The 20,049-nt window shown below is 70.3% G+C and carries 19 protein-coding genes; 10 read left to right on the forward strand and 9 right to left on the reverse strand.

Annotation, left to right across the window (positions count from 1 at the left end; translation table 11 throughout):
* Positions 1 to 53: 53 nt before the first annotated feature.
* Both AB0B91_RS01745 and AB0B91_RS01750 read right to left on the reverse strand, forming a co-directional pair.
* Positions 54 to 983 (reverse strand): MerR family transcriptional regulator, encoded by a 930-nt coding sequence (locus AB0B91_RS01745; RefSeq protein WP_358313658.1) that lies wholly within the window; start codon positions 981 to 983, stop codon positions 54 to 56.
* 46 nt (positions 984 to 1,029) lie between these two features.
* On the reverse strand, positions 1,030 to 1,740 hold the full coding sequence (locus tag AB0B91_RS01750; RefSeq protein WP_358313661.1) for a GntR family transcriptional regulator: 711 nt from the start codon (positions 1,738 to 1,740) through the stop codon (positions 1,030 to 1,032).
* A 140-nt stretch (positions 1,741 to 1,880) separates the two neighbouring features.
* Here AB0B91_RS01750 and manD point away from each other — a divergent pair, with 140 nt between their 5' ends.
* Genes manD through AB0B91_RS01770 form a run of 4 tightly spaced genes read left to right on the forward strand, consistent with a single transcriptional unit; the run spans position 1,881 to position 7,002 of the window.
* Positions 1,881 to 3,089, forward strand: coding sequence for a D-mannonate dehydratase ManD (gene manD / locus AB0B91_RS01755; RefSeq protein WP_358313664.1), 1,209 nt, complete (start codon positions 1,881 to 1,883; stop codon positions 3,087 to 3,089).
* The gene (locus AB0B91_RS01760; RefSeq protein ID WP_358313667.1) at positions 3,086 to 4,552 is read left to right on the forward strand and encodes a mannitol dehydrogenase family protein; all 1,467 of its coding nucleotides are present in this window, start codon (positions 3,086 to 3,088) and stop codon (positions 4,550 to 4,552) included. Before manD ends, AB0B91_RS01760 begins: the two co-directional genes overlap by 4 nt.
* A gap of 18 nt (positions 4,553 to 4,570) precedes the next feature.
* Positions 4,571 to 5,953 carry an MFS transporter gene (locus AB0B91_RS01765; protein ID WP_358313669.1) on the forward strand — a complete coding sequence of 461 codons (1,383 nt, stop codon included), beginning with the start codon at positions 4,571 to 4,573 and terminating at the stop codon, positions 5,951 to 5,953.
* Positions 5,950 to 7,002, forward strand: a complete 1,053-nt coding sequence (locus AB0B91_RS01770; RefSeq protein WP_358313672.1) for an L-idonate 5-dehydrogenase — start codon at positions 5,950 to 5,952, stop codon at positions 7,000 to 7,002. The genes AB0B91_RS01765 and AB0B91_RS01770 overlap by 4 nt, the downstream gene beginning before the upstream one ends.
* Before the next feature lie 160 nt (positions 7,003 to 7,162).
* Here the strand turns inward: AB0B91_RS01770 and AB0B91_RS01775 are convergent, their stop codons facing one another.
* On the reverse strand, positions 7,163 to 8,299 hold the full coding sequence (locus AB0B91_RS01775) for an FAD-dependent oxidoreductase (RefSeq protein WP_358313675.1): 1,137 nt from the start codon (positions 8,297 to 8,299) through the stop codon (positions 7,163 to 7,165).
* Between the two features lie 85 nt (positions 8,300 to 8,384).
* Here AB0B91_RS01775 and AB0B91_RS01780 point away from each other — a divergent pair, with 85 nt between their 5' ends.
* On the forward strand, positions 8,385 to 8,942 hold the full coding sequence (locus AB0B91_RS01780) for a TetR family transcriptional regulator (RefSeq protein ID WP_358313678.1): 558 nt from the start codon (positions 8,385 to 8,387) through the stop codon (positions 8,940 to 8,942).
* Positions 8,943 to 9,053: 111 nt separating this feature from the next.
* On the opposite strand, the gene AB0B91_RS01785 is transcribed toward AB0B91_RS01780, so the two are convergent.
* Positions 9,054 to 9,701, reverse strand: a complete 648-nt coding sequence (locus AB0B91_RS01785; RefSeq protein ID WP_358313681.1) for a dienelactone hydrolase family protein — start codon at positions 9,699 to 9,701, stop codon at positions 9,054 to 9,056.
* An 89-nt stretch (positions 9,702 to 9,790) separates the two neighbouring features.
* Here AB0B91_RS01785 and AB0B91_RS01790 point away from each other — a divergent pair, with 89 nt between their 5' ends.
* Both AB0B91_RS01790 and AB0B91_RS01795 read left to right on the forward strand, forming a co-directional pair.
* On the forward strand, positions 9,791 to 10,624 hold the full coding sequence (locus tag AB0B91_RS01790; protein WP_358313684.1) for a transglutaminase-like domain-containing protein: 834 nt from the start codon (positions 9,791 to 9,793) through the stop codon (positions 10,622 to 10,624).
* 33 nt (positions 10,625 to 10,657) lie between these two features.
* Positions 10,658 to 10,861 carry a type II toxin-antitoxin system VapB family antitoxin gene (locus AB0B91_RS01795; protein WP_358315658.1) on the forward strand — a complete coding sequence of 68 codons (204 nt, stop codon included), beginning with the start codon at positions 10,658 to 10,660 and terminating at the stop codon, positions 10,859 to 10,861.
* Positions 10,862 to 11,106: 245 nt separating this feature from the next.
* Here the strand turns inward: AB0B91_RS01795 and AB0B91_RS01800 are convergent, their stop codons facing one another.
* Positions 11,107 to 11,484: a TraR/DksA C4-type zinc finger protein gene (locus AB0B91_RS01800; RefSeq protein WP_358313687.1), complete on the reverse strand. Its 378-nt coding sequence runs from the start codon at positions 11,482 to 11,484 to the stop codon at positions 11,107 to 11,109.
* Between the two features lie 168 nt (positions 11,485 to 11,652).
* Between AB0B91_RS01800 and AB0B91_RS01805 the strand changes: the two genes are divergently transcribed.
* The 3 genes from AB0B91_RS01805 to AB0B91_RS01815 are packed head-to-tail and all read left to right on the forward strand — an operon-like array spanning position 11,653 to position 13,790.
* The gene (locus AB0B91_RS01805; protein ID WP_358313689.1) at positions 11,653 to 12,030 is read left to right on the forward strand and encodes a hypothetical protein; all 378 of its coding nucleotides are present in this window, start codon (positions 11,653 to 11,655) and stop codon (positions 12,028 to 12,030) included.
* Positions 12,031 to 12,071: 41 nt separating this feature from the next.
* Positions 12,072 to 13,262: a serine hydrolase domain-containing protein gene (locus AB0B91_RS01810; protein ID WP_358313692.1), complete on the forward strand. Its 1,191-nt coding sequence runs from the start codon at positions 12,072 to 12,074 to the stop codon at positions 13,260 to 13,262.
* Between the two features lie 45 nt (positions 13,263 to 13,307).
* Positions 13,308 to 13,790 carry a hypothetical protein gene (locus tag AB0B91_RS01815; protein WP_358313695.1) on the forward strand — a complete coding sequence of 161 codons (483 nt, stop codon included), beginning with the start codon at positions 13,308 to 13,310 and terminating at the stop codon, positions 13,788 to 13,790.
* Here the strand turns inward: AB0B91_RS01815 and AB0B91_RS01820 are convergent.
* The 4 genes from AB0B91_RS01820 to AB0B91_RS01835 form a co-directional block, all read right to left on the reverse strand.
* Complete coding sequence (locus tag AB0B91_RS01820; protein ID WP_358313698.1) at positions 13,768 to 14,238, reverse strand: hypothetical protein; 471 nt, start codon at positions 14,236 to 14,238, stop codon at positions 13,768 to 13,770. The genes AB0B91_RS01815 and AB0B91_RS01820 overlap by 23 nt on opposite strands.
* A gap of 259 nt (positions 14,239 to 14,497) precedes the next feature.
* Positions 14,498 to 16,393 carry a serine/threonine-protein kinase gene (locus AB0B91_RS01825; protein WP_358313701.1) on the reverse strand — a complete coding sequence of 632 codons (1,896 nt, stop codon included), beginning with the start codon at positions 16,391 to 16,393 and terminating at the stop codon, positions 14,498 to 14,500.
* Between the two features lie 5 nt (positions 16,394 to 16,398).
* A complete protein-coding gene (locus tag AB0B91_RS01830) occupies positions 16,399 to 18,135 on the reverse strand; it encodes a hypothetical protein (RefSeq protein WP_358313704.1) in 1,737 nt (578 codons plus the stop codon).
* A gap of 5 nt (positions 18,136 to 18,140) precedes the next feature.
* Positions 18,141 to 20,036 (reverse strand): protein kinase, encoded by a 1,896-nt coding sequence (locus AB0B91_RS01835; protein WP_358313708.1) that lies wholly within the window; start codon positions 20,034 to 20,036, stop codon positions 18,141 to 18,143.
* Between the last annotated feature and the right edge of the window lie 13 nt (positions 20,037 to 20,049).

Consider the following 20,049-nt stretch of genomic DNA (forward strand, 5'->3'; position numbering starts at 1 on the left):
CATATAGTGATGGATCGAGGGGTTATCCCTGACGATCCGTCGTGCGCTCTCCGCTACTCCGGCATCCGGACACGCAGAGCTCGGACGAACCAGTCGAGCACCGGCGCCAGGCTCTCCGGGGCCGACCAGCCGTTGATCACCGCGAGCAGCCGGAGATATCTCTCCCGGCGAGGATCGTTCGCGCTCTCCAGCCGCGCCAACAGCCTCCGCCGGAGGCCGTCGTCGTCGGGGCAGCCGAAAACGTCCGCGTAGCGAGCCGTGACCGCTGCGACGACCGCGTCGGCCTGGGGTGAGGCGGGGTCGAGGCCGGCCGCCACGGCCGGGCCGGCCTCCTCACGGACCATCGCGGCGGAGCCGCGGCGCAGGACCGCGGTGTCGCCCTGCGCCCGCTCGGCCGCGTACTGCTCGGCCATGCGCCGCATACCGGCGCGGAAGTCCGGATCCTGGGACAGTTCGGCCAGCTCGACCCATGCCTCGACCTGCTCGGCCTCGGGATTGTCCGGCAACTCGGGGGTCATCGAGCGCATGGCCCCGGCGAACTCGGGGAGGCCGCCGAAGGCGGTGTCGAGGAAGTCGCCGATCAGTCGCCGGCGTTCGTCCTCGGAGAGCTTGGCCAGTCTGTGCATGAGATCCATCTCCTCAGGTGTGGACCCGCGCCTGGCCACCACCGTCAGCACCGCGCGCCGCAGCCGAAGCGTGCGGATCTGCACCGCCAGCGCGTCGGCGTGCGCCGCGGCGACCTCGGTGAGCGAGATCTCCCGGTCCACGACCTTCCGGATCGTGGGAAGATCCAGCCCCAGGTCGCGCAGCGTCCGTACGAGCTCCAGGCGGGCGAGGGCGTCGATGCCGTAGCGGCGGTAGCCGGCCGGGCTGCGGTCGGCCGGCGGCACGATCCCCTGATCGGAGTAGAACCGGATGGCCTTGACCGTCAGCCCGGTCCGCCGGGCCAGGTCACCGATCGAGTAGCGCGTGTCGCCGTCCATGCCCTCACCTTCGCGTCTCCCCTTACTGGAGACTCAAGCCCGGCGGCTACTCCCAGACGACGACGTTGCGGCGTACCGGAGCCGATCCCGAATCCGTCGCGAACAGCTCCGGCGAGTGCTCCCGGATGCGTTCGACGTCGTTGAAGACGGCTCTCAGGTGGGTGCGCATGGCCGTGCGGGCCAGCGCGACGTCGCCGGCGAGCACCGCGTCGAGGATCTGGACGTGCTGGGCGGCGAAGTCCGTCGCCGGGGTCTCGTGGAGGCCGAGCCGGCGCGCGCGATCGAGATGGCCCTTGGCCGATGCCACGGTCGTCCAGGCGCTGCCATGCCCGCTCAGCCGCAGCAGGCCTTGGTGGAAGGCCTCATCGAGCTCGAAGAACCCCTCGAGATCAAGGCCCGGTTGCTGCTGCTCCCTGAGGTTGCGCCGGAGCTCGTCGACCAGCTGGGCGTCGAGCTCGGCGGGCAGGTCGTCGAGGGAGGCCATCTCCACGGCCTCGCGCAGGAACTGCGCGTCGGCCACCCTGGCCGGGTCGACACGTGAGACGAACGAACCGACCTGGGGAAAGATCTGGACCAGGCCCTCCTCGGACAGCAGGATCAAGCTCTCCCGGACCGGTGTGCGGCTCACCTTGAGCGAGGCCGCCAGCTCGTTCTCCGACAGGGCCGTCCCCGGCGGGAGCTCAAGGGTCAGGACCTTGCGGCGCAGGGCCTCGTAGACAGTGCGTCGGCTGGTCCGCCGCTGATTCGATCCGGCCACACGCTCACCCTACCGGCGCGGGACGCCTGAGCGAGCAGCCGATCCGCGGGCGCACAACTGGTATTGCGCATCTGTGCGACAGATGCTTGTATATCAGTACTGTGCGACCACGATGAAGGCTGTCCGAAGGAGTGGGACCTGTGAGCAAGATCGAGCGGGCCGAGGTGTTCGTCGCCTCCCCGGGGCGGACCTTCGTCACCTTGCGCATCACGACGTCGGACGGCGTGACCGGCCTCGGCGACGCCACCCTGAACGGCCGTGAGCTCGCCGTCGCGAGCTACCTGCAGGAGCACCTCGTGCCCCTGCTGATCGGCAAGGATCCGGCGCGCATCGAGGACATGTGGCAGTACCTCTACCGTGGCGCGTACTGGCGCCGCGGCCCCGTCACGATGACGGCGATCTCCGCCGTGGACACGGCCCTGTGGGACATCAAGGGCAAGGTCGCCGGCCTGCCGGTCTACCAGCTGCTCGGCGGCCGTTCCCGCGACGGCGTCATGGTCTACTCGCACGCCAGCGGCGCGGACGTCCCCGCCCTGCTCGACGATGTCGAGCGGTTCCTCGATCTCGGCTACAAGGCGGTCCGCGCCCAGGCCGCCGTCCCGGACGTCGGTGGCACCTACGGGGTCCGCAAGGGCAAGGTGTACGAGCCGGCCGCGAGCTCGCTGCCCGACGAGCAGCCCTGGGACACCGAGGCCTACCTCGGGTTCGCGCCGACCTATCTCGGAGCCGTACGCGAGCGCTTCGGTTTCGGCTTCCACCTCCTGCACGACATCCACCACCGGCTCACCCCGATCGAGGCGGCCCGCTTCGGCAAGCGGGTCGAGGACTGCCGGCTGTTCTGGATGGAGGACCCGACCCCGGCCGAGAACCAGGAGTCGTTCCGGCTCATCCGGCAGCACACGACGACACCGATCGCGGTGGGGGAAGCGCTGACCTCCATCTGGGACGTCCAGCACCTCATCACCGAGCAGCTCATCGACTACGTGCGCACCACGGTCGTCCACGCCGGCGGGATCACGCACCTGCGCCGGATCTTCGACCTGGCCGCGCTCTACCAGGTCCGCACCGGTTCCCACGGGGCGACGGACCTGTCGCCGATCACCCTCGCCGCCGCGGTGCACGTCGACATCTCGGTGCCGAACTTCGGCATCCAGGAGTACATGGGCCACGCCGACGAGACCGCGGAGGTCTTCCGCAGCGGAGTGACGCTCTCCGACGGCATGCTGTACCCGTCGGAGGAGCCCGGCCTCGGCGTCGAGTACGACGAGAAGGAGGCCGCGCGCTTCCCCTACGAGGCCCGCTACCTGCCGGTCGCGCGGCGCCTCGACGGTTCGGTGCATGACTGGTGAAGACCTTGACGGCGCCCTCGCTGAGCCGCGCCACGCTCGACCGGATCGCTCCCGAGCTGCGCCCGGCCGTCGATCCCCGGCAGCTTCGCCCGCGGATCGTGCACTTCGGCCTCGGCGCCTTCCACCGGGCCCACCAGGCGGTCTACACCGAGAACGCGGCAGCCCGCGGCGGCGAGCCGTGGGGCATCGTCGCCGTGGCCCCGAACTCGACGCGGGTGGTCAGGGCCATGCGCGCCCAGGACTGCCTGTACTCGGTGACCGAACGCCACCCGGCGACCACCGCCACCCGCGCGGTCGGGTCGATCGTCGACGCGCTGGGGCTGCGCCCGGACGCCGAGCGGGTCGACGACCTGCTCGCCGACCCCGACGTCACCGTGCTGACCCTGACGATCACCGAGAACGGCCACTACCGCCGCCCCGGCACCGGCGAGCTCGACACCGGCGCACCGCTGATCGCCGCCGACCTCGCGGCGCGGCGGACGGCGGACATCACCACGGTCGTCGGCCGGCTCGCCGCGGGGCTCGCCGCGCGGATGCGGGTCAACGGCGCCCCGATCAGCGTCGTGTCCTGCGACAACATGGCCGCCAACGGCGCCGCGCTCGGCACGGTGGTCCGGGGCTTCGTCGAAGCCTCGTCGTGGCCGGACCGGCGGGCCGTCCTCGACTGGCTGGCCACCTCGGTCGCCTTCCCCGCCACGATCGTCGACCGCATCGTGCCCGCGACGACCGACGCGGACCGGGCGGCGGCCTGTAGCGCGCTCGGCGTGCGCGACGAGGTGGCGGTCGTCGGCGAGCCGTACCGGCAGTGGGTTCTGGAGGACTCCTTCGCCGGCCCGCGTCCGCCGTGGGAGCTCGACGGCGCCCTGTTCGTCCCCGACGTCGGGCCGTACCAGCTCACGAAGCTGCGGCTGCTCAACGGGTCCCACTCGGCCATGGCCTATCTCGGGGCGGCGGCGGGCTGCGCGACGATCGCCGACGTCATGGCGACCGGCTGGGGTGAACGGCTGGTCCGGGCCCTGGGCGCGGAGCTCGCACCGACACTGCCCGCCGACGGGCCGGACCCGGCCACGTACACTGACGACCTGGTCGAGCGGTTCCGCAACCCCGGGATGCGGCACCTGCTCCGGCAGATCGGCTCCGACGGCTCCCGGAAGATCCCGGAACGCTGGTTCGGCGCCCTCCGCTCGCTGCGCGCCGCCTCCGCCGCCACTCCGACGCTCGAGCTCGCGCTCGCCGCCTGGGCGAACGCGACCCGGCCCGCCGGCGGCGAGCAGCTGTTCGGCACGACGGACCCCGCCGCCGCAGAGCTGGCGGCCTGCTGGCACGAGACATCCGATCACGAAGACACCATCCGCCGGCTGCTCAGCGTGCTGGGCGCGGCGGACCTGGCCGGGGACGGCGCACTCGTCTCCGGCACCGCCGCCCGGCTCCCCGCACTGCGGGCCGGCCGCGTCGAGATCTGAACCCACCACGGAGTTCCCATGAAAGACAGCACACAGACGGAGCCCGCGGGCCCCGTGACAAGGACGACCCGTGACCTCGTCAGGGCGGCCATGTCCGGCTGGCTCGGCACGGCGATGGAGTTCATGGACTTCCAGCTCTACTCGCTGGCGGCCGCCATCGTCTTCAACAAGATCTTCTTCCCGGACGTCAGCCCGGCGATCGGGCTGATCGCCGCCATGGCCACCTACGGCGTCGGATACGTCGCCCGGCTGGCCGGCGCCATCTACTTCGGCCGGATGGGCGACCGGATCGGCCGCAAGAAGGTCCTGATCACCACCATCCTGCTGATGGGCGCGTCGACCACGCTGATCGGCGTCCTGCCGACCTACGCGGTGATCGGCATCCTGGCCCCGATCCTGCTGGTCGTCCTGCGGCTCATCCAGGGCTTCGGGGCCGGCGCGGAGATCGCCGGAGCCACGGTCATGCTCGCCGAGTACGCCCCCGTGAAGCGGCGCGGCCTGGTCGCGTCGCTGGTGTCGCTCGGCACCAACACCGGCACGCTGGCGGCGTCGGGCCTGTGGGCGATCCTGCTCGCCGTCCTCAGTGAGGAGCAACTGCTCACGTGGGGGTGGCGGCTGCCGTTCCTGCTGAGCTTCGTGCTCATGGTGTTCGCGGTATGGGTACGCCGCAATCTCAAGGAGAGCCCGGTCTTCGAAGAGCGGCCCGACGTCGTGGACGGCGTCGCGATGTCCCGTACCGAGGCCGAGGCCGTCTTCCAGGAGGAGAACAAGAGCGTTCTCGAGGCCGGGCTCCGGCAGCGCAAGGGCAAGGCGTTCTTCCTGGCCCTTGGGTTGAGGTTCGGTCAGGCCGGCAACTCGGGCCTGGTCCAGACCTTCCTCGTCGGCTATCTCGCCACCACGCTGCTTGTCGACCGGTCGATCCCGACCAGCGCCATCGTCTACGGCTCGTTGCTGGGGTTCGCCACCGTGCCGCTGGTCGGCCTGCTCGGCGACCGGTTCGGCCGCCGCCCCATGTACATCGCGGTGACCCTGCTGACCGTCGCCTTCGCGTTCCCGATGATGCTGCTGATCACCTCCGGCAGCACGGCCGCGCTGATGCTGGGCATGATCTTCGGGCTGAACATCGGCGTCCTGAGCCTGTTCTCGCTGGAGAGCGTCACGATGGCCGAGCTGTTCGGCTCCCGGACCCGCTTCACCCAGCTCGCCCTCGCCAAGGAGATCGGCGGCATCCTGGCCACCGCCATCGGCCCGGTCGTCGCGGCGACCCTCACCGCCGTCACCGGTAGCTGGTGGCCCATCGCGGCGATGCTCGTCGTCTACTCCCTCATCACCCTGCTGTCCACGATCCTCGCCCCGGAGACCCGCGGACGCGACCTGGTCCTTCTGGAGGACGCAGCATGAAGTCCGTCGTCGTGCACGGCCCCGGCGACCTCCGGATCGACGAACGCCCCGATCCGGTGCCCGGGGAAGCGGAGGTCCTCCTCGCCATGGAATGGGGCGGGATCTGCGGCTCCGACATCACGTACTGGAAGCATGGGGCCTCCGGGACCGCCGTACTCAGGCACCCGCTGGTGCTCGGGCACGAGGTGGCCGGCCGGATCGCCGGCCTCGGCCCGGGTGTCCGCGGTCTCGCGGTGGGCCAGCCGGTCACCGTGCACCCGGCCGAGCTGATCGGTGACGGCCGCCTGCCCGACCGGCTCGCCGGCCGTACGAACCTCTACCCCCGGATCCGCTACTTCGGATCGGCCGCCTTCGATCCCCACACCGACGGCGTTTTCAGCGAGTACCGCGTGGTCCGCGCGGCCCAGGTCCGGCCCCTGCCCGAAGGCGTCGGCACCGAGCACGGCGCCCTCGCCGAGCCTCTGGCCGTGGCGATGCACGCCGTGTCCCGCGCCGGGGATCTGCGTGGGAAGACCGTGCTGGTCAACGGCGCCGGCTCGATCGGCTCACTGGTCGTGGCCGCCGCGAAACACCGCGGAGCGGCCACGGTCATCGCCACGGACATCGCCAAGACCTCCCTCGCCGTCGCCCGCGCCATGGGCGCGGACGAGACCCTCGACGTCAGCGGCGACGCGGCGCTCCCCGAGGATGTCGAGCTGGTCTTCGAGGCCTCGGGGGCGCCGGCCGCGCTCGGCTCCGTCCTGCGGGCGACGGCCCGCGGCGGCACCCTCGTCCAGGTCGGTAACCTCCCAGGGACGCCCGCCCTCGCGGCCCTGGGCGACCTGGTGACCAGGGAGATCACCTGGATCGGCTCGTACCGCTTCGCCGAGGAGATCGACGAGGCCCTGGACGCGATGCGGGACGGCCTCGACGTCTCCCCGATCATCAGCCACCGCTTCACCCTCGACCAGGCCGCCGAGGCACTCGCCGTCGCCGCCGACCCGTCGAGCGGCAGCAGCAAGGTGATGCTGCGGCTGGGCGGGACGGCCTCGGAAGCCGGGGACGCGTAACGAAGCCGGCCATGACTCGCCGGAGTCGCGGGCAACGAAGCCGGCCATGGCTCACCGGAGTCGCGAGCAAGGAATCCGGCCATGGCTCGCCGGGGTGGCGGGCAACGGAGCCGGTCATGGCGGCTCGCCGGATCGGACGTCCGGTCAGCCGCCCGCGAGCTCATCGGCGGTTCAAGCCGGACAGCTGCCAGGCCAGACGGTGCCGAACGGCGGGGATCTTCCCCGCCAGCCTCAGGACCAGATTACGCAGCAGCCGCTTCCCGGACGCGGCCGTGGCCAGGGCGGTGAGCGTGCCGGCCAGGGCGACCACCTTCTCGGCCTGCGGCCGCTGGCCGGTGGCGTAGCCGTCGAGCAGGTCGGGCGAGGCGCCCCGCAGCACGCGGGAGAGGGTCTCGCCCAGGGTGACGGCGTCGTCGATGCCGAGGTTCATGCCCTGGCCGCCGGCGGGAGAGTGGACGTGCGCGGCGTCGCCGGCCAGCAGGACGCGGTCCTTGCGGTAGGTGGCGGCGATGCGGTGATGCACGCGGAAGCGCGATCCCCAGAGGACCTCGTGCACGACGGCGGGCTCGGCCTCGGGCCCGCGTTCGTCCAGCAGCCGCTGGACGAACGCGGCATCGGGCCGCTGGGGCGCCTGGTCCACCGTGGCGACGATCCGGTAGGACCCGCCGGGCAGCGGCGCGACGACGACCAGCCCCGCGGGTGAGAAGTAGAGGATGACCTCGTTCCGCGGAACACCACCGGAAAGGCGCACGTCGGCGAGCGTGAACGACTCCTCGTAGGCGCCGCCGTCGAAGGCGATCCCGGCGCTCTCCCGGACCATGCTGTGCATCCCGTCGGCGCCGATCAGGTAGGCGGCACGGATCCGTTGCCCGTCGTCGAGGGTGGCGGTGACGCCTTCGGCGTCCTGCTCGATGCCGGTCACCGTGGCGGGGCGCAGCACCTTGCCGCCGAGCTCCGCCAGCCTGGCAAGCAGGAACGCCTCGGTGTCCGCCTGGGAGATCATCAAGGTGTAGGGGAAGGGCGTGTCCAGGCCGTCGAAGGGCACCGGGACGAGCACGCGGTCCCGGTCGCGGATGGTGAAGCGCGGGGTGTGGAGGCCGTGCGCGGTCATCGCCGACGCCACGCCGTACGGCCTGAGCAGTTCGAGGGTACGCGGGTGCACGACGGCGGCTCTGGAGGTGTTGAGGCTCTCGGCCTGCGCGTCCACGATCGTGACCTGGTGACCCTGCTGGGTCAGGACGATCGCCGCGGTCAGCCCGACGGGCCCGGCCCCAACGATCAGTACGTCCGAAACCATCGCTCCTCCTTGGTCAACGCTTGTTGGCATAACGCTAACCCCGGGCGAATTGGAAGTCAACAGGCGTTGGCCTACACTTGTTGACATGAGGAGATCTTCGGAGCAGACCAAGGCGCTCATCCTGGCCGCGGCCCGCGAGCGCTTCGCCGCGGACGGCTATGAGCGGGCGACGATCCGGGCCATCGCCACCGACGCGCGGATCGACCCCGCGATGGTCATGCGGTACTTCGGCAGCAAGGAGAAGTTGTTCGCCGTGGCGGCCGAGTTCGACCTGCGCCTGCCCGACCTGACCGGCATCGACCGTGAGCAGGTGGGCGCCGCCCTGGTGCGCCACTTCCTCGACCGCTGGGAGGCCGACGACGCGCTGCAGGCGCTCCTGCGTACCGCTGTCACCAACGAGGCCGTGGCCGAACGCATGCGCGCCATCTTCGCCGAGCAGCTCGCCCCGCTGGTCGTCAAGCTGACCGGCGACCCCGAGCAGACACCGACCCGCGCCGCGCTGATCGGCGCTCAGATTCTGGGCATCGCGCTGGTGCGGTACATCCTCGCCTTCCCGCCCGCGCGGCAGATGTCCGGCGACGAGACGGTCGCCTGGCTCGGCCCGACGATCCAGCGCTATCTCACAGGCCCCGCCCCGGCATAGACGGACGCCGACGGGCCTCCCCCAGCGCAGACGGACCGTCGGCGGGCCTCCCCCCGCGTTGACGGACCGTCGGCGGGCCTCCTCCCGCGTTGACGGACGGTCGGCGGGCCTTCACAGCCGGGTGACGAACCAGTCCGTGGCCAGGCGGGCCACCTCCTCCAGCGTGCCGGGCTCCGCGAACAGGTGCGACGCGCCCGGCACGATCTCCAGCCGGACCTCGCCGGGCAGCCGCTGCCGCGCCCAGCGGTTGAGGTCGATGACCACCGCGTCGTCACCACCGACGATGAGCAGAGTGGGCTGGCGCACCTCGGCGAGGAAGTCGCCGGCCAGATCGGGCCGACCCCCTCGGGAGACGACGGTACGCACCGCATCGGGCCGCTCCGCCGCGGCGACCAAGGCCGCGGCGGCGCCGGTGCTGGCGCCGAAGAGCCCGATGCCGAGGTCCGCGGTCCTGGAGTCGGCCCCGGCCCAGTCGGTCAGCGCGGCCACGCGGCCGGCGAGCAGGCCGATGTCGAACCTGAGCTCACCGGTCACGGCGTCACGCCGTTCCTCCGCCGCGGTCAGCAGGTCGGCCAGCACGGTGACCAGGCCGGCGGCCTGGAGCTGCGCCGCGACGTACCGGTTGCGCGGGCTGTGCCGACCGCTGCCACTGCCGTGCGCGAACAGCACCACCCCGCGCGGCTCACCGGGCACGGCGACATCGGCGTCCAGCGCCACGTCACCGACCGGGATCCGCACCCCGGTTTCCGCGATGTCCATGGTCTCCCTTTCTCCCCCTCCCCTTCCCTCCCTTGGACAATCAGTCGCGGCTCCACTGGCTTGTCAGTGACCCTCGCTACAGTGCCGACATGGCAGCGAGCGCAATTGATTACAGCGGTCCAGGTGTCTTCACCCGCCTTGATACCGATCAGTTACCACTCACCAAAGGCCTCCCGACCACCCCGGTCGGCATCTGCAAGATCGCCCAAGGCCTCGTCATCCAACCCCACGATGCCGCCTCCCTGCCGGTCCCCCAGGAACGCCTGGCCGAGAAGAACCTCCGCAGCACAAGCGACATCATCCGATCGCTCACCAGCCTCGACCCCGCCCCACTGGATGTCCCACGGCCCGCGCACCTGCGAGTGGTAGGTACATGCCGCCACTTCGCCCTTCTCAGCTGCGCCCTTCTCCGCCTCCAGGGCATCCCCGCTCGCGCCCGCTGCGGCTTCGCCACGTACTTCGTCCCCGGCAAGAGCGTCGACCACTGGATCACGGAGTACTGGCGTATCGACGAACAACGTTGGGTGCGTATCGATACTGAGATCCTCGGCAGCCAAAACCTGGTCACCGCCCCCGAAGACCTGGCCACCGGAGAGTTCCTGACCGGCGGCGAAGCCTGGAGCCTCTATCGACAAGGCTCAGCCGACCCTGACTCGTTCGGCGTCACGGGAGTCGCGCACGCGTGGGGCGTGGCCGAAATCCGCGGCAACGCGATCCGCGACCTGGCGGCCCTGCAGAAGATCGAAATGCTGCCGTGGGACGAATGGGGCCGCATGGAGGCCTCCTACCAGGGCGCCACCGGTCCCGATTACGACTCGCTCATGGACGTGATCGCCACGACCTGCGCCGCCGACAACCCCGAGGCCATGGCTCAGCTCTACGAGAGCGAAGACCTTGAGGTCCCGACGCACATGATCTACTGACTAAAGGCGAGCTGGCATCATGGCCAAACCCTGATCGACCTCGATGACGAAGCACCGGCCGAGGCCGCGAGGTTGCTCGGCACCTCACCCAAGAAGGACCCGGTCAACGCCGCCCTACGAGAGGTCGTTGACCGACGCAGACGGGCAGCGGCCGTAGCTCGTATGCGTGCAATGGTCGCGGCGGGTGAGATCGACTTCTCGGCCCTGGACAAGGGCGATGGTGCACAGGTCGCTTGACGGAGCTGTATCTCATCGATACCGGCGCCATCTAATACAGCTGAATACGAGTGATGACACAGTGCGGCTCTGCCAGATCTACCACGACGACGTACTCGGCGACGCCCAAGTGGCCATCCTTACCGAGCGGGACCCTGCGCTGTTGCGGCCACTGAGCAGAAGCTGTATGTCCGGATAATCACCTTTCGTCTCGTTGATCTCAACGGACAGTTTGGCTATTGCCGAGAACAAGGTAGCGGCGCAGGTCAGCGGCGGCCGGAAGCGCAGCTGACGCAGGTCTTGGTGGCCGGGAGGATCATCAGGCGCTCGAAGGCGATGCGTTGCCCGCATCTCGCGCAGCTCCCGTAGGTGCCATCGCGTAGCCGCTCGAAGGCGAGGTCCAGCTCGGCGAGGTGGTTCAGGGCCTGGTCGAGGAGGGCTTGGACGTGGGCCCGCTCGAAGGCGGTGGACGTTCCCTCGGGGTCGTGCTCGTCGTCGGAGGCGGTCAACGCCGACGATGTGACGATCTCCTCCCGGTCACGGTCCAGGATGGCGACGCGGGCCGTGGTCTTCTGACGGTCCGCGTCGAGCAGTTCTCGTATGGTCGCCTGCTCCGAGGGGGAAAGCGCGGCGCGTTCGGTCATCACGCTTCTTCATCTTCCCCTCAGCCCGCGCTCATGCCTCTCGGAAAACTTCGTCTCCGCCGTTGACGATATTCCTTGCCCGGTCTATCGTCGTCTCCGCAAGAGACAATGTTCGAGGCGTGGTACTGATGGGATCCCAAGGAGGCCGTACAGACAAGTTGGTGCATCATGACCGAGCACTACCTCGGCGGAGTCGGCATCGCCGAGGCGCTGGGGGTGAGCCGGCACGCGGTGCACAAGTGGCGCTCCCGCTATCCGAGCGATTCGAGTCATCCGTTTCCCGAGCCCGACGTCGAGATCGACGGGGTTCCCGGCTGGCGGGCTGACCGACTGGACGAAATCGTGCAGTGGCGCAACGGCCTGCCAGGCCGCGGCGCGGGCGGAGGCCGTCCTTCCGCCGCACGTCAGGAGTACCTCAAGCACGCGGCGGCGCGTGGCCTGGAGCGGGGCGAAGCGCTGCGCACGCTCCTCACGTTCACCGAAGAGTTTCCCGAGATGACCGAGCCGGAGCTCTGCGCCTGGCTCATCGAGAAATGGCGCAGCTAGCGGTTCCCGGCACCACCACAAAGACCGGAAGGCGATGACGCATGCCCGAAATCGGCGGGGAGACCGCACCAGGATTCGAAGAAGTGCGTACGGCGTTCGCGGCCAATCTGGCCGGCAACCAGGAAGTGGGCGCGGCGGTAGGCGTCTACCTGCACGGTCGCAAAGTCGTCGACCTCTGGGGCGGAATCGCCGATCCCGAGACCGGCCGCCGCTGGGAGCGCGACACTTTGCAGGTCGTCTATTCCACCACCAAGGGCATCACCGCCGCCTGCGCGCACCTGCTGGCCCAGCGCGGCGAACTCGACCTCGACGCGCCCGTAGCCGACTGCTGGCCGGAGTTCGCGGCGAACGGCAAGGACCGCATCCCCGTCCGCTGGCTGCTCACCCACCAGGCCGGCCTGCCCACGATCGACCACCCGATCACCCCGGCCCAGGCGATCGCCTGGGAGCCGATGGTGACCGCGCTGGCCGCCCAGCGCCCGTCCTGGGAGCCGGGCACCGAACACGGCTACCACGGGCACACCTACGGCTGGCTGGTCGGAGAGGTCGTTCGCCGGGTGACCGGCCGCAGCATCGGTACGTTCCTCGCCGAAGAGATCGCCGCGCCGCTCGACCTGGACCTGTGGATCGGGCTGCCGAAAGCCGAGCAGCATCGGGTCAGCCGGATCATCGCCGACCCGCCCGACCTGCAAGCCATGGCCGGCCTCGACCTGGACACCCTTCCCGAATCCGTACGCGAGGTGATGAGAGCCTTCGCCGACCCGACGTCGTTGACCGTGCGGTCGTTGATGGGCGTCATCACGCCGCCGCTGGACCACAACGACCCCGACGAGCAGTCCGCCGAGATGCCCTCGACCAACGGCATCTGCACGGCCCGCGCACTGGCCCGCTTCTACGCCGCGCTCATCGGCGAGGTCGACGGGCAGCGCATCCTCTCCCCCGAGACCCTGGCCGCGGCGACCGCGGAGCAGGTCAGTGGTGTCGACCGCATCCTGCGGGTTCCCGTCCGGATCGGCACGGGTTTCGGGCTGCCGACACCCGACGCCTTCTGGTACAGCCCGACCGCCTTCGGGTTCCCCGGCTACGGCGGATCGCTCGGCTTCGCCGACCCGGCGAGCGGCCTCGCGTTCGGCTATGTCATGAACCACATCCAAGAGGGCGTACCGGACCGGCGAGCCGCCACCCTCCTCGAGGCGGTCCACCGCGCCATGAAGACCCAGCCCTCCCCCTAGGCTTGCGGGCGTCCCGCATCACTCTCGCTGATTCTGGAGGCCGCTGTGGCGATGCCCAAGAAGGGGTCACGGCTCATCACCGTCGACGGCACCGTCTTCCGCTGGCGGGTCAGCCACAAGCCCACGTTCCGCGATGGCACCGGCTCCAGTCCCCTCACCTTCGCCGTCGAGCGAGCGCAGGAGCCGGGCAGCGTTCTCACGGTGACCCTCTCCTGCGCCCGGCCGGACAACTGGAACGGAGAGCGAACGATCGTGGTCCGCCCCGTCCTCGTCGCGGGATGCGTCCGGCGAGCCGTCGAACAAGGATGGAACTCCGGGCGGCCAGGCGCGACATTCACCCTCACCGTCACCGAGGACGAGCTGGCCGGGCTCCTGGGCGAACCGCCTCAGTATCTGATCCCCTTCCTGTGGGGCATGATCCCGGAAGGTGGCGGCATCAGAGATCTTCCTCGAGGCAGGCAAATCTGGCCCCGCGACGAACCGAGCACCGACGCTGAGCCGACAGCTAGTCGACGCAGCCCGGAATAGTGTTCAGCGGATTGCAATTGTCCGGGATGTTGTCTCGGATAATCGAGTTCCGGATGACGACATTGGCGTTGCCGTTGGCTATTCCACCGCCGGCTGATCCCTTGTTCCGCGTGACCAGGACGCGATCGAGCGTGGTGGTTCCCAGGTTGGAGATGCCGCCGCCCAGGCTGCCGGATACGTTGTTGTCCACGGTGCTGGAGATAATGTGCGACACACCGGTCACCTGGGTGTTCAGCCCACCGCCGTTGATCGGCGCACTGTTCCCGGCCAGGACGCTCTTGGACAGCGTCAGTGTCCCCGAGTTGAGGATCGCGCCGCCTCCGACGCCCATTGTCGAGTTCGCGTTGAGCCGACTGGAGAAGATCGTCGCTGTGGCGTCCGCATTATTGGCGAACGCGCCACCGTTTCCCGCGCGGTTGCCGGCAAGGGTGCTCTGGTCCAGAACCACGGTGCCCGCGTTGAGGATTCCACCGCCGAGGCCCGTCGTCCTTCCGCCCAGGATGGAGATCCTCTGGAATGAATTTAGCAAGAAAGCCCATCGGGCCGCCCCTATATAGAAATGGACATTTGTCCTGTCGGTAACGAATGACCTGTCGGCATCGCCGCCAATAGGGAAACATGCCTGGGCCTGGTGAATGTTCGGGGCGCATCATTGTTCGGAACAGTTGACCAAGATTTGCGGGCGCCTTTTCATGGCTCTCCGGGCGCTACCAGGCCCGCGTGAAGTGCACTTCCCAGAAGCCCTTGTCGCCGGTTTCGAGTTCGGCGAGCCTCCGGACCGGCCGGCCCGCCCCGTCGAGTACGTCGACCATCCCGTCCCCGTACACCAGGAGATGGTCCTCGTTGAACCAGCCCCACAGCACGGTGCCCGTGGGCAGCGGCACCCGGGCCCGACGCTCGCCGGTGGCGGTGTCGAGCAGGCAGGCGGCGGTGGGCTTGCCTGGACAGACCGCGGCGAGCCGACGGCCCGAGGGGGAGAACCACTCGTCGGTGTTGACGGCCGCGGCGGCGTCCGGATACGTGCGCAGGACGGTGCCGTCGAGGGAGTACGCGCGGATCTGTGTCTTGCCGGCGATCCGGACGACCCCGGAGCCGTCCGGGAGCCACAGGTAGGGCTGGGTGCCGGCGCCCGGCGTGCCGATCCGGGTGAGCGTGCCGCGCCGCGCGGCGACGTCCACGACGACCGAGCCCACGGCCTCCTTGCCCGAGTACGCCGTCAGCAGCAGCCGCCTGCCGTCCCTGGACCATTGCGGAGACTTCACCTGGAGCGAGGCAGCCACGGTGGGGACGGAGAACTGCCGTCCCGTCGTACGTTCGGTGAACCGCACCTCATTGGCGTCCTCCCCCGCGAACTGCGGAAAGGCGTAGACGCCGGCGAACATGGTGCCATCCGGTGACAGGACCGTGTTCCGGTATTCGGCGAGTTGCCGGAACGTGTTGGTGCCGCGTTCGCGCACATATGCCGGGCTGCCGAGCTTCCCCTTCTCTTGATAGAGGTACGAGGTCAGCCGAATCGGGTCAGAGGGATGCTCGTACACCGTGCCGGTGAGCCCAGGGACGGTGAACGTGCTGGTGGCCGCGGCGGGCGAGCCGCTCAGCCGGAGTGGCGGCGGCGAGGGTGTCGTCGGCGCGGGGCGCGACGGGTCGGCCGCGAGCCCGCGGGCCACCGCGACCAGGGCGAGCGCGACGGCGACGGCGCCCACTCCGGTGGCGAACCGGCGCCGGCGCGGCCTCGGAGACGGGCGCGCGGGCTCGGCGGCTGCGGTTCCCTCCTTCAGCACCCGGTCGGACGGGGGGAGACCGGCCGGGCGGCCGAGCAGCCGCAGCAGCACCTCACTGGCTCGGGGCCGGGCCGCCGGGTCCTTGGCCAGGCAGGCGGCGACGATCTCCCGCAACTCGCCGTCGAGCGTGCCGAGGTCGGCGTCCTGATGCAGCACCCGGTTCACGATCGCGGCCAGCGAATCGGCGCCGAACGGCGGCCGACCGGTCGCGGCGAAGACCATGGTCGCGCCCCAGGCGAACAGGTCGCTCGCGGGTCCGGCCGGGGCGTCGTCGAACTGCTCCGGCGCCATGTACGAAGGAGTCCCGATCGGCCCGCCCGCGGTCGCCTCACCGTCCACCACGCGGGCGATGCCGAAGTCGATGACCCGGGGCCCGTCGCCGGCGAGCAGCACGTTGCCGGGCTTGAAGTCGCGGTGCACCACTCCCGCCCGGTGGATCGCGGCCAGCGCGGTGACCGTGCCGATGGCCAGCCGGTGCAGTTCGCGCCGTCGCAGCGGACCGCGTTCGCGCACCGCCTGCTGCAGCGACGGCCCGTCGACGTGTTCGCTGACGATGTACGGCACGCCGTCCGCCGTACCGGTGAGCAGGACCTGGGCGGTGCAGAACGTGGCCACTTGGGGCAGCACCTCTGCCTCCCGCCGGAACCGGGCCGCCGCCTCGGCGTCCGGCACGGCCCTCAACATCTTGATCGCGACCCGCTCGCCGTCGTCCCCCTCGGCCAGGAACACCACTCCCTGGCCGCCTTCGCCGAGCCGTCCCAGGATCCGGTAGCCGCCGAGGGCGGCCGGGTCCCCGGGGTGTGGCGACAGGGCGTTCGGCATTCCGGTCAGCTCCTGATGAAGTTCAGGCTCAGGATCTGTCCGCCGGTGCCTGTGATGTCGGCGAGCACGCGGACCTGCTTTCCGGTGAAATCGGTGATGTACAGGCGGAAGGTGTTCTTGCCGGACCAGGCGCCGTTGATGAGGTGGGCCTCGTCGTACCAGCCGATGGTGAAGTCGTGGACCGAGCTGGGGACGGAGTGCCGGCGTGCTCCGGTGGCGGTGTCCCAGACGCACGTCGGGCCGTGCCTGCAACTGGTGGTGACGAACAGCCGGCCCGTCGGGGAGAACCATTCCTCCCCGATGGGGTGGCCGACCCAGTGCATGGTGCGGGTCACGTGGCCGGCCAGGTCCCGGAAACGTACGCCCAAGAGGGCTTCCGGCGTGAGGTAGTGGCCGGCGACACCGTTGCCGTCGGGGGTCCAGTGGTAGGTCGGCGAGACGGGGTCGCGTTCGCTCGGCTCGGGCTCCGAGGTGGGCACGAACGTCGAGGTCCGCGCCATGATGTCGAGGACCACGAAGCCGCCGGTCCGGGCGGACTTGTTCTGCTGCCAGTTCGGTATGACCGTGAGCAGCAGGCGGCGGCTGTCACGCGACCAGTAAGGGTTCCGGGCGATGTCGGGGGTCGCGGCGACGGGCAGGGTGAAGCGGGCGCCGGTACGCCGCTCGGTGACGACGACGTCCTGGTGATCCGACACGGGGAAGTAGAAATCGTTCAGGGTGGCCAGCCAGCGGCCGTCGGGAGAGACGGAGGCGGAGATGTTCTGTCCGTCTACGCGTTCGAATTTGTCCGAGTCCGGCACCCGCACATAGGAGGCTGTCTCATGCTTCTCCCCGCCTGCGGCGTACGAGGCCAGTTTGATCGGGTCGGCGGGGTTCTCATACAGGGTTCCGCCGCTGGGCAGGGCGATGTGCTTGGTGGCCCGCGGCACCGGTCCGGTCGACGCCGCCGCAGGCGTGGACGCGACAGTCGGAGCCGACACGGCGGGCGTAGCGGCGGCGGCCATGGTGGGCCTGGGCACGGGCCGGTCTTGGGTGGCCAGGTACGTGACGCCTCCCGAGACCAGCGCGATCGCCAGACCGGCCGCGGAGAGAACCAGCACACGGGACCGGAGCCGGCGGGCAGGCGCCTCCGGTGGGGCGGCGGGGAGCGCGACGTCCAGCACCCCGGAATAGCCGATCAGCCGCAACAGCGCGTCCGTGGCGGTGGGCCGATCAGCCTGCTCGGCAGCCAGACAGTCGGCCACCAGGTCGCGCAGCGCCCCCTCCAGCAGGCCGAGATCGGCCGCGCCGTGCAGCAGCCGGTTCACCCTTGCTGTGGCCGAGCCGCCGCCGAAGGGCGACTGACCGGTCGCGGCGAAGGCCATCGTGGCGCCCCACCCGAACATGTCCGCGGGCTGCGCGGCGGGCAGCCCCTTCAACTCCTCCGGGGTGCTCCAGGTCAGCGTGCCCGCGTCCACAGTCGCCTCGTCGAGGCCGAGCGGGTCGCGCCCGCCTTGCACGGGGTGACGCAGCCGGGGGCCGTTGGGGCCGAGCAGCACGGTGTCGGCCCGTACCGCGCCGTGGAAGACGCCCGCCTGGTGCAGCGCCGCCAGGCCGGTCATGGTGGTGACGGCCAGCCGCTGCAGCTCCGCGCCGGTGAGCGGCCCGCGCGAGCGGATCTCCTCCTCCAGGGTGGGCCAGCCGGTCTCCTCGCCGATGATGTAGCCGAGATCGGTGATCTCCTCAAGCGGACCGTCCGTCATCGCGATCACCTCCGGACCATGGTCACGCTGAAATCCTTGCCCCTGGCGGCGTAGTCCTTGGCGGCGATCGTCAACAGGACCCGGGACGCGTGGCCGAGCGGATCCATGACCAGCACCCGGTCGAGTCTGCCGCCCGGATCGAGCACGAGTACGTGATCCTCGTCGTACCAGCCCCAGAACTCCGCGAAGGGGAACTGGCGGGCGAGCAGCCCGACGGTTGTGCGCCGGCCGCCCTCGGCGAGGTCCCAGATGCAGTAGGTACCCCCGCTGGGGCAGGAGGTGGCGAACAGCTTCCCGCTCGGGGAGAACATCTCCGGGCCTCTGGCGTATCCCACCCAGTTGAGCGTGCGCGTCTCGCGTCCGGCCAGGTCGCGGACCCGCATGCCGTAATCCTTGGCTGTCTGGTAGGTCACCGCGACGCCCGTTCCGTCCGGCAGCCAGCCGTAAGCTCCCAGGTCACGAGGCTTCGCGCCGGCGGTGACGATCGTCGCGGCCTTCCGGGTGGCCAGGTCGATGATCACGAATCCCGAGGGCACCGGGTTCTCCCTCCCATCGACCTCCGTTCCCCTGGTCGTGGTGACCAGCAGCCGCCGACCGTCCCGCGACCAGGTCGGGAGCGTGGCGGGTCCGGTCGCGACGGTGAACTTCTGGCCGCCGGCCCGGTCGACAACGCTGACCGTGCCGGAACGGATCAGCGCCAGCCATGCGCCGTCAGGGGAAGCGGCTATCTCCGCCGCCTGCTCGTCGAGCTTGCGGAATCGGTCCGTGCCGGGGGCGCGCACGTAGACGTTCTCGCCGGTACGGTAGGCGACCACCTGTACCGGATCGGCGGGGTTCTCGTACAGGCTCGCCGCCGGCCCGGGTAAGGCGAGGCTGCCGACCGGCGAGGGCGGCGGCGACGGGGTGGGCTCGGCGGCCAGCGTCACCACCGACGGCGTGGGGGTGGCGGAGTGCGTCGCGGGCGGTGGCGGAGTGCGGGACAGCAACGTGTACACCGTGCCCGCCGAGGCGAGCGCGATGACCAGCCCGCCCGCCCCCGACAGCACCGCGAACCGCCACGACCGTCGCGGTGGCTCGGCCTTGGGGATGACCGGAGCGAGCTCGCCGGGAGCCACCGTGAGCAGGGAGTGGCCCACCAGCTTCAACAGAACGTCGCCCGCCGCCGGGCGTAACCCGGGATCCTTGGCCAGACAGTCCGCGACCACCCCGCGCAGATGCTCGTCGAGCATGCCCAGGTCGGGATCCGCGCGCAGGACCCGGTTCGTCGTCGCCGACATCGAGCCGCCATCGAACGGCGACCGCCCACTCGCGGCGAAGACCATCGTCGCCGCCCAGGCGAACACGTCCGCGGCGGGCCCGGGCGGCTCACCGGCGAAGTGCTCAGGAGCCAGGTAGGCCAGCGACTCCACCCTCCTGGTCTCATCCTCGGCGGTGGTCACCACCGCCTGGGCGACGCCGGTATTGATCATCGTGGGACCGTCCGGCCCGAGCAGCACGTTGTCCGGCCCGAACGCGTCGTGCACCGCCCCGGCCTGATGGATCGCCACCAGCGCGGTCATCGTCGAGATCGCCAGCCGGTGCAGCGCCGCACCACGCAGCGGCCCCGACCCGGCGACCGTCCGCTCCAGTGTGTCGCCGTCCACGAACTCCATCACGATGTACGGCAGGCCGTCCGCAACACCGCTGTCGATGATCTGGACGGTGTGGTAGGCGTCCGGCAGTCGCACCTTCTGAACGGCCGCCAAGACCGCGGCGGATCGAGACCGGAACACCTTGATCGCGACACGCTCTCCCGTGTCGCTTCTGGCCAGGTAGACGCTGTCGTCGGCCAGTGGTCCGTCGATGCTGTACTCGCCCAGTCTGCGGGGGTCCCCCGGGCGCAGCGAAGCCACCTCAGGCATGCACACCTCCGGT

Origin of the sequence: Nonomuraea sp. NPDC049141, assembly GCF_040648415.1 — a bacterium.
Taxonomy (GTDB): domain Bacteria; phylum Actinomycetota; class Actinomycetes; order Streptosporangiales; family Streptosporangiaceae; genus Nonomuraea.

Bases quoted from the DNA above. Each gene is read 5' to 3' on its own strand.
- AB0B91_RS01745 (WP_358313658.1), bottom strand. From the start codon at position 983: ATGGACGGCGACACGCGCTACTCGATCGGTGACCTGGCCCGGCGGACC.
- AB0B91_RS01765 (WP_358313669.1), top strand. From the start codon at position 4,571: ATGAAAGACAGCACACAGACGGAGCCCGCGGGCCCCGTGACAAGGACG.
- AB0B91_RS01770 (WP_358313672.1), top strand. From the start codon at position 5,950: ATGAAGTCCGTCGTCGTGCACGGCCCCGGCGACCTCCGGATCGACGAA.
- AB0B91_RS01775 (WP_358313675.1), bottom strand. From the start codon at position 8,299: ATGGTTTCGGACGTACTGATCGTTGGGGCCGGGCCCGTCGGGCTGACC.
- AB0B91_RS01780 (WP_358313678.1), top strand. From the start codon at position 8,385: ATGAGGAGATCTTCGGAGCAGACCAAGGCGCTCATCCTGGCCGCGGCC.
- AB0B91_RS01785 (WP_358313681.1), bottom strand. From the start codon at position 9,701: ATGGACATCGCGGAAACCGGGGTGCGGATCCCGGTCGGTGACGTGGCG.
- AB0B91_RS01790 (WP_358313684.1), top strand. From the start codon at position 9,791: ATGGCAGCGAGCGCAATTGATTACAGCGGTCCAGGTGTCTTCACCCGC.
- AB0B91_RS01800 (WP_358313687.1), bottom strand. From the start codon at position 11,484: ATGACCGAACGCGCCGCGCTTTCCCCCTCGGAGCAGGCGACCATACGA.
- AB0B91_RS01805 (WP_358313689.1), top strand. From the start codon at position 11,653: ATGACCGAGCACTACCTCGGCGGAGTCGGCATCGCCGAGGCGCTGGGG.
- AB0B91_RS01810 (WP_358313692.1), top strand. From the start codon at position 12,072: ATGCCCGAAATCGGCGGGGAGACCGCACCAGGATTCGAAGAAGTGCGT.
- AB0B91_RS01825 (WP_358313701.1), bottom strand. From the start codon at position 16,393: ATGCCGAACGCCCTGTCGCCACACCCCGGGGACCCGGCCGCCCTCGGC.
- AB0B91_RS01830 (WP_358313704.1), bottom strand. From the start codon at position 18,135: ATGACGGACGGTCCGCTTGAGGAGATCACCGATCTCGGCTACATCATC.
- AB0B91_RS01835 (WP_358313708.1), bottom strand. From the start codon at position 20,036: ATGCCTGAGGTGGCTTCGCTGCGCCCGGGGGACCCCCGCAGACTGGGC.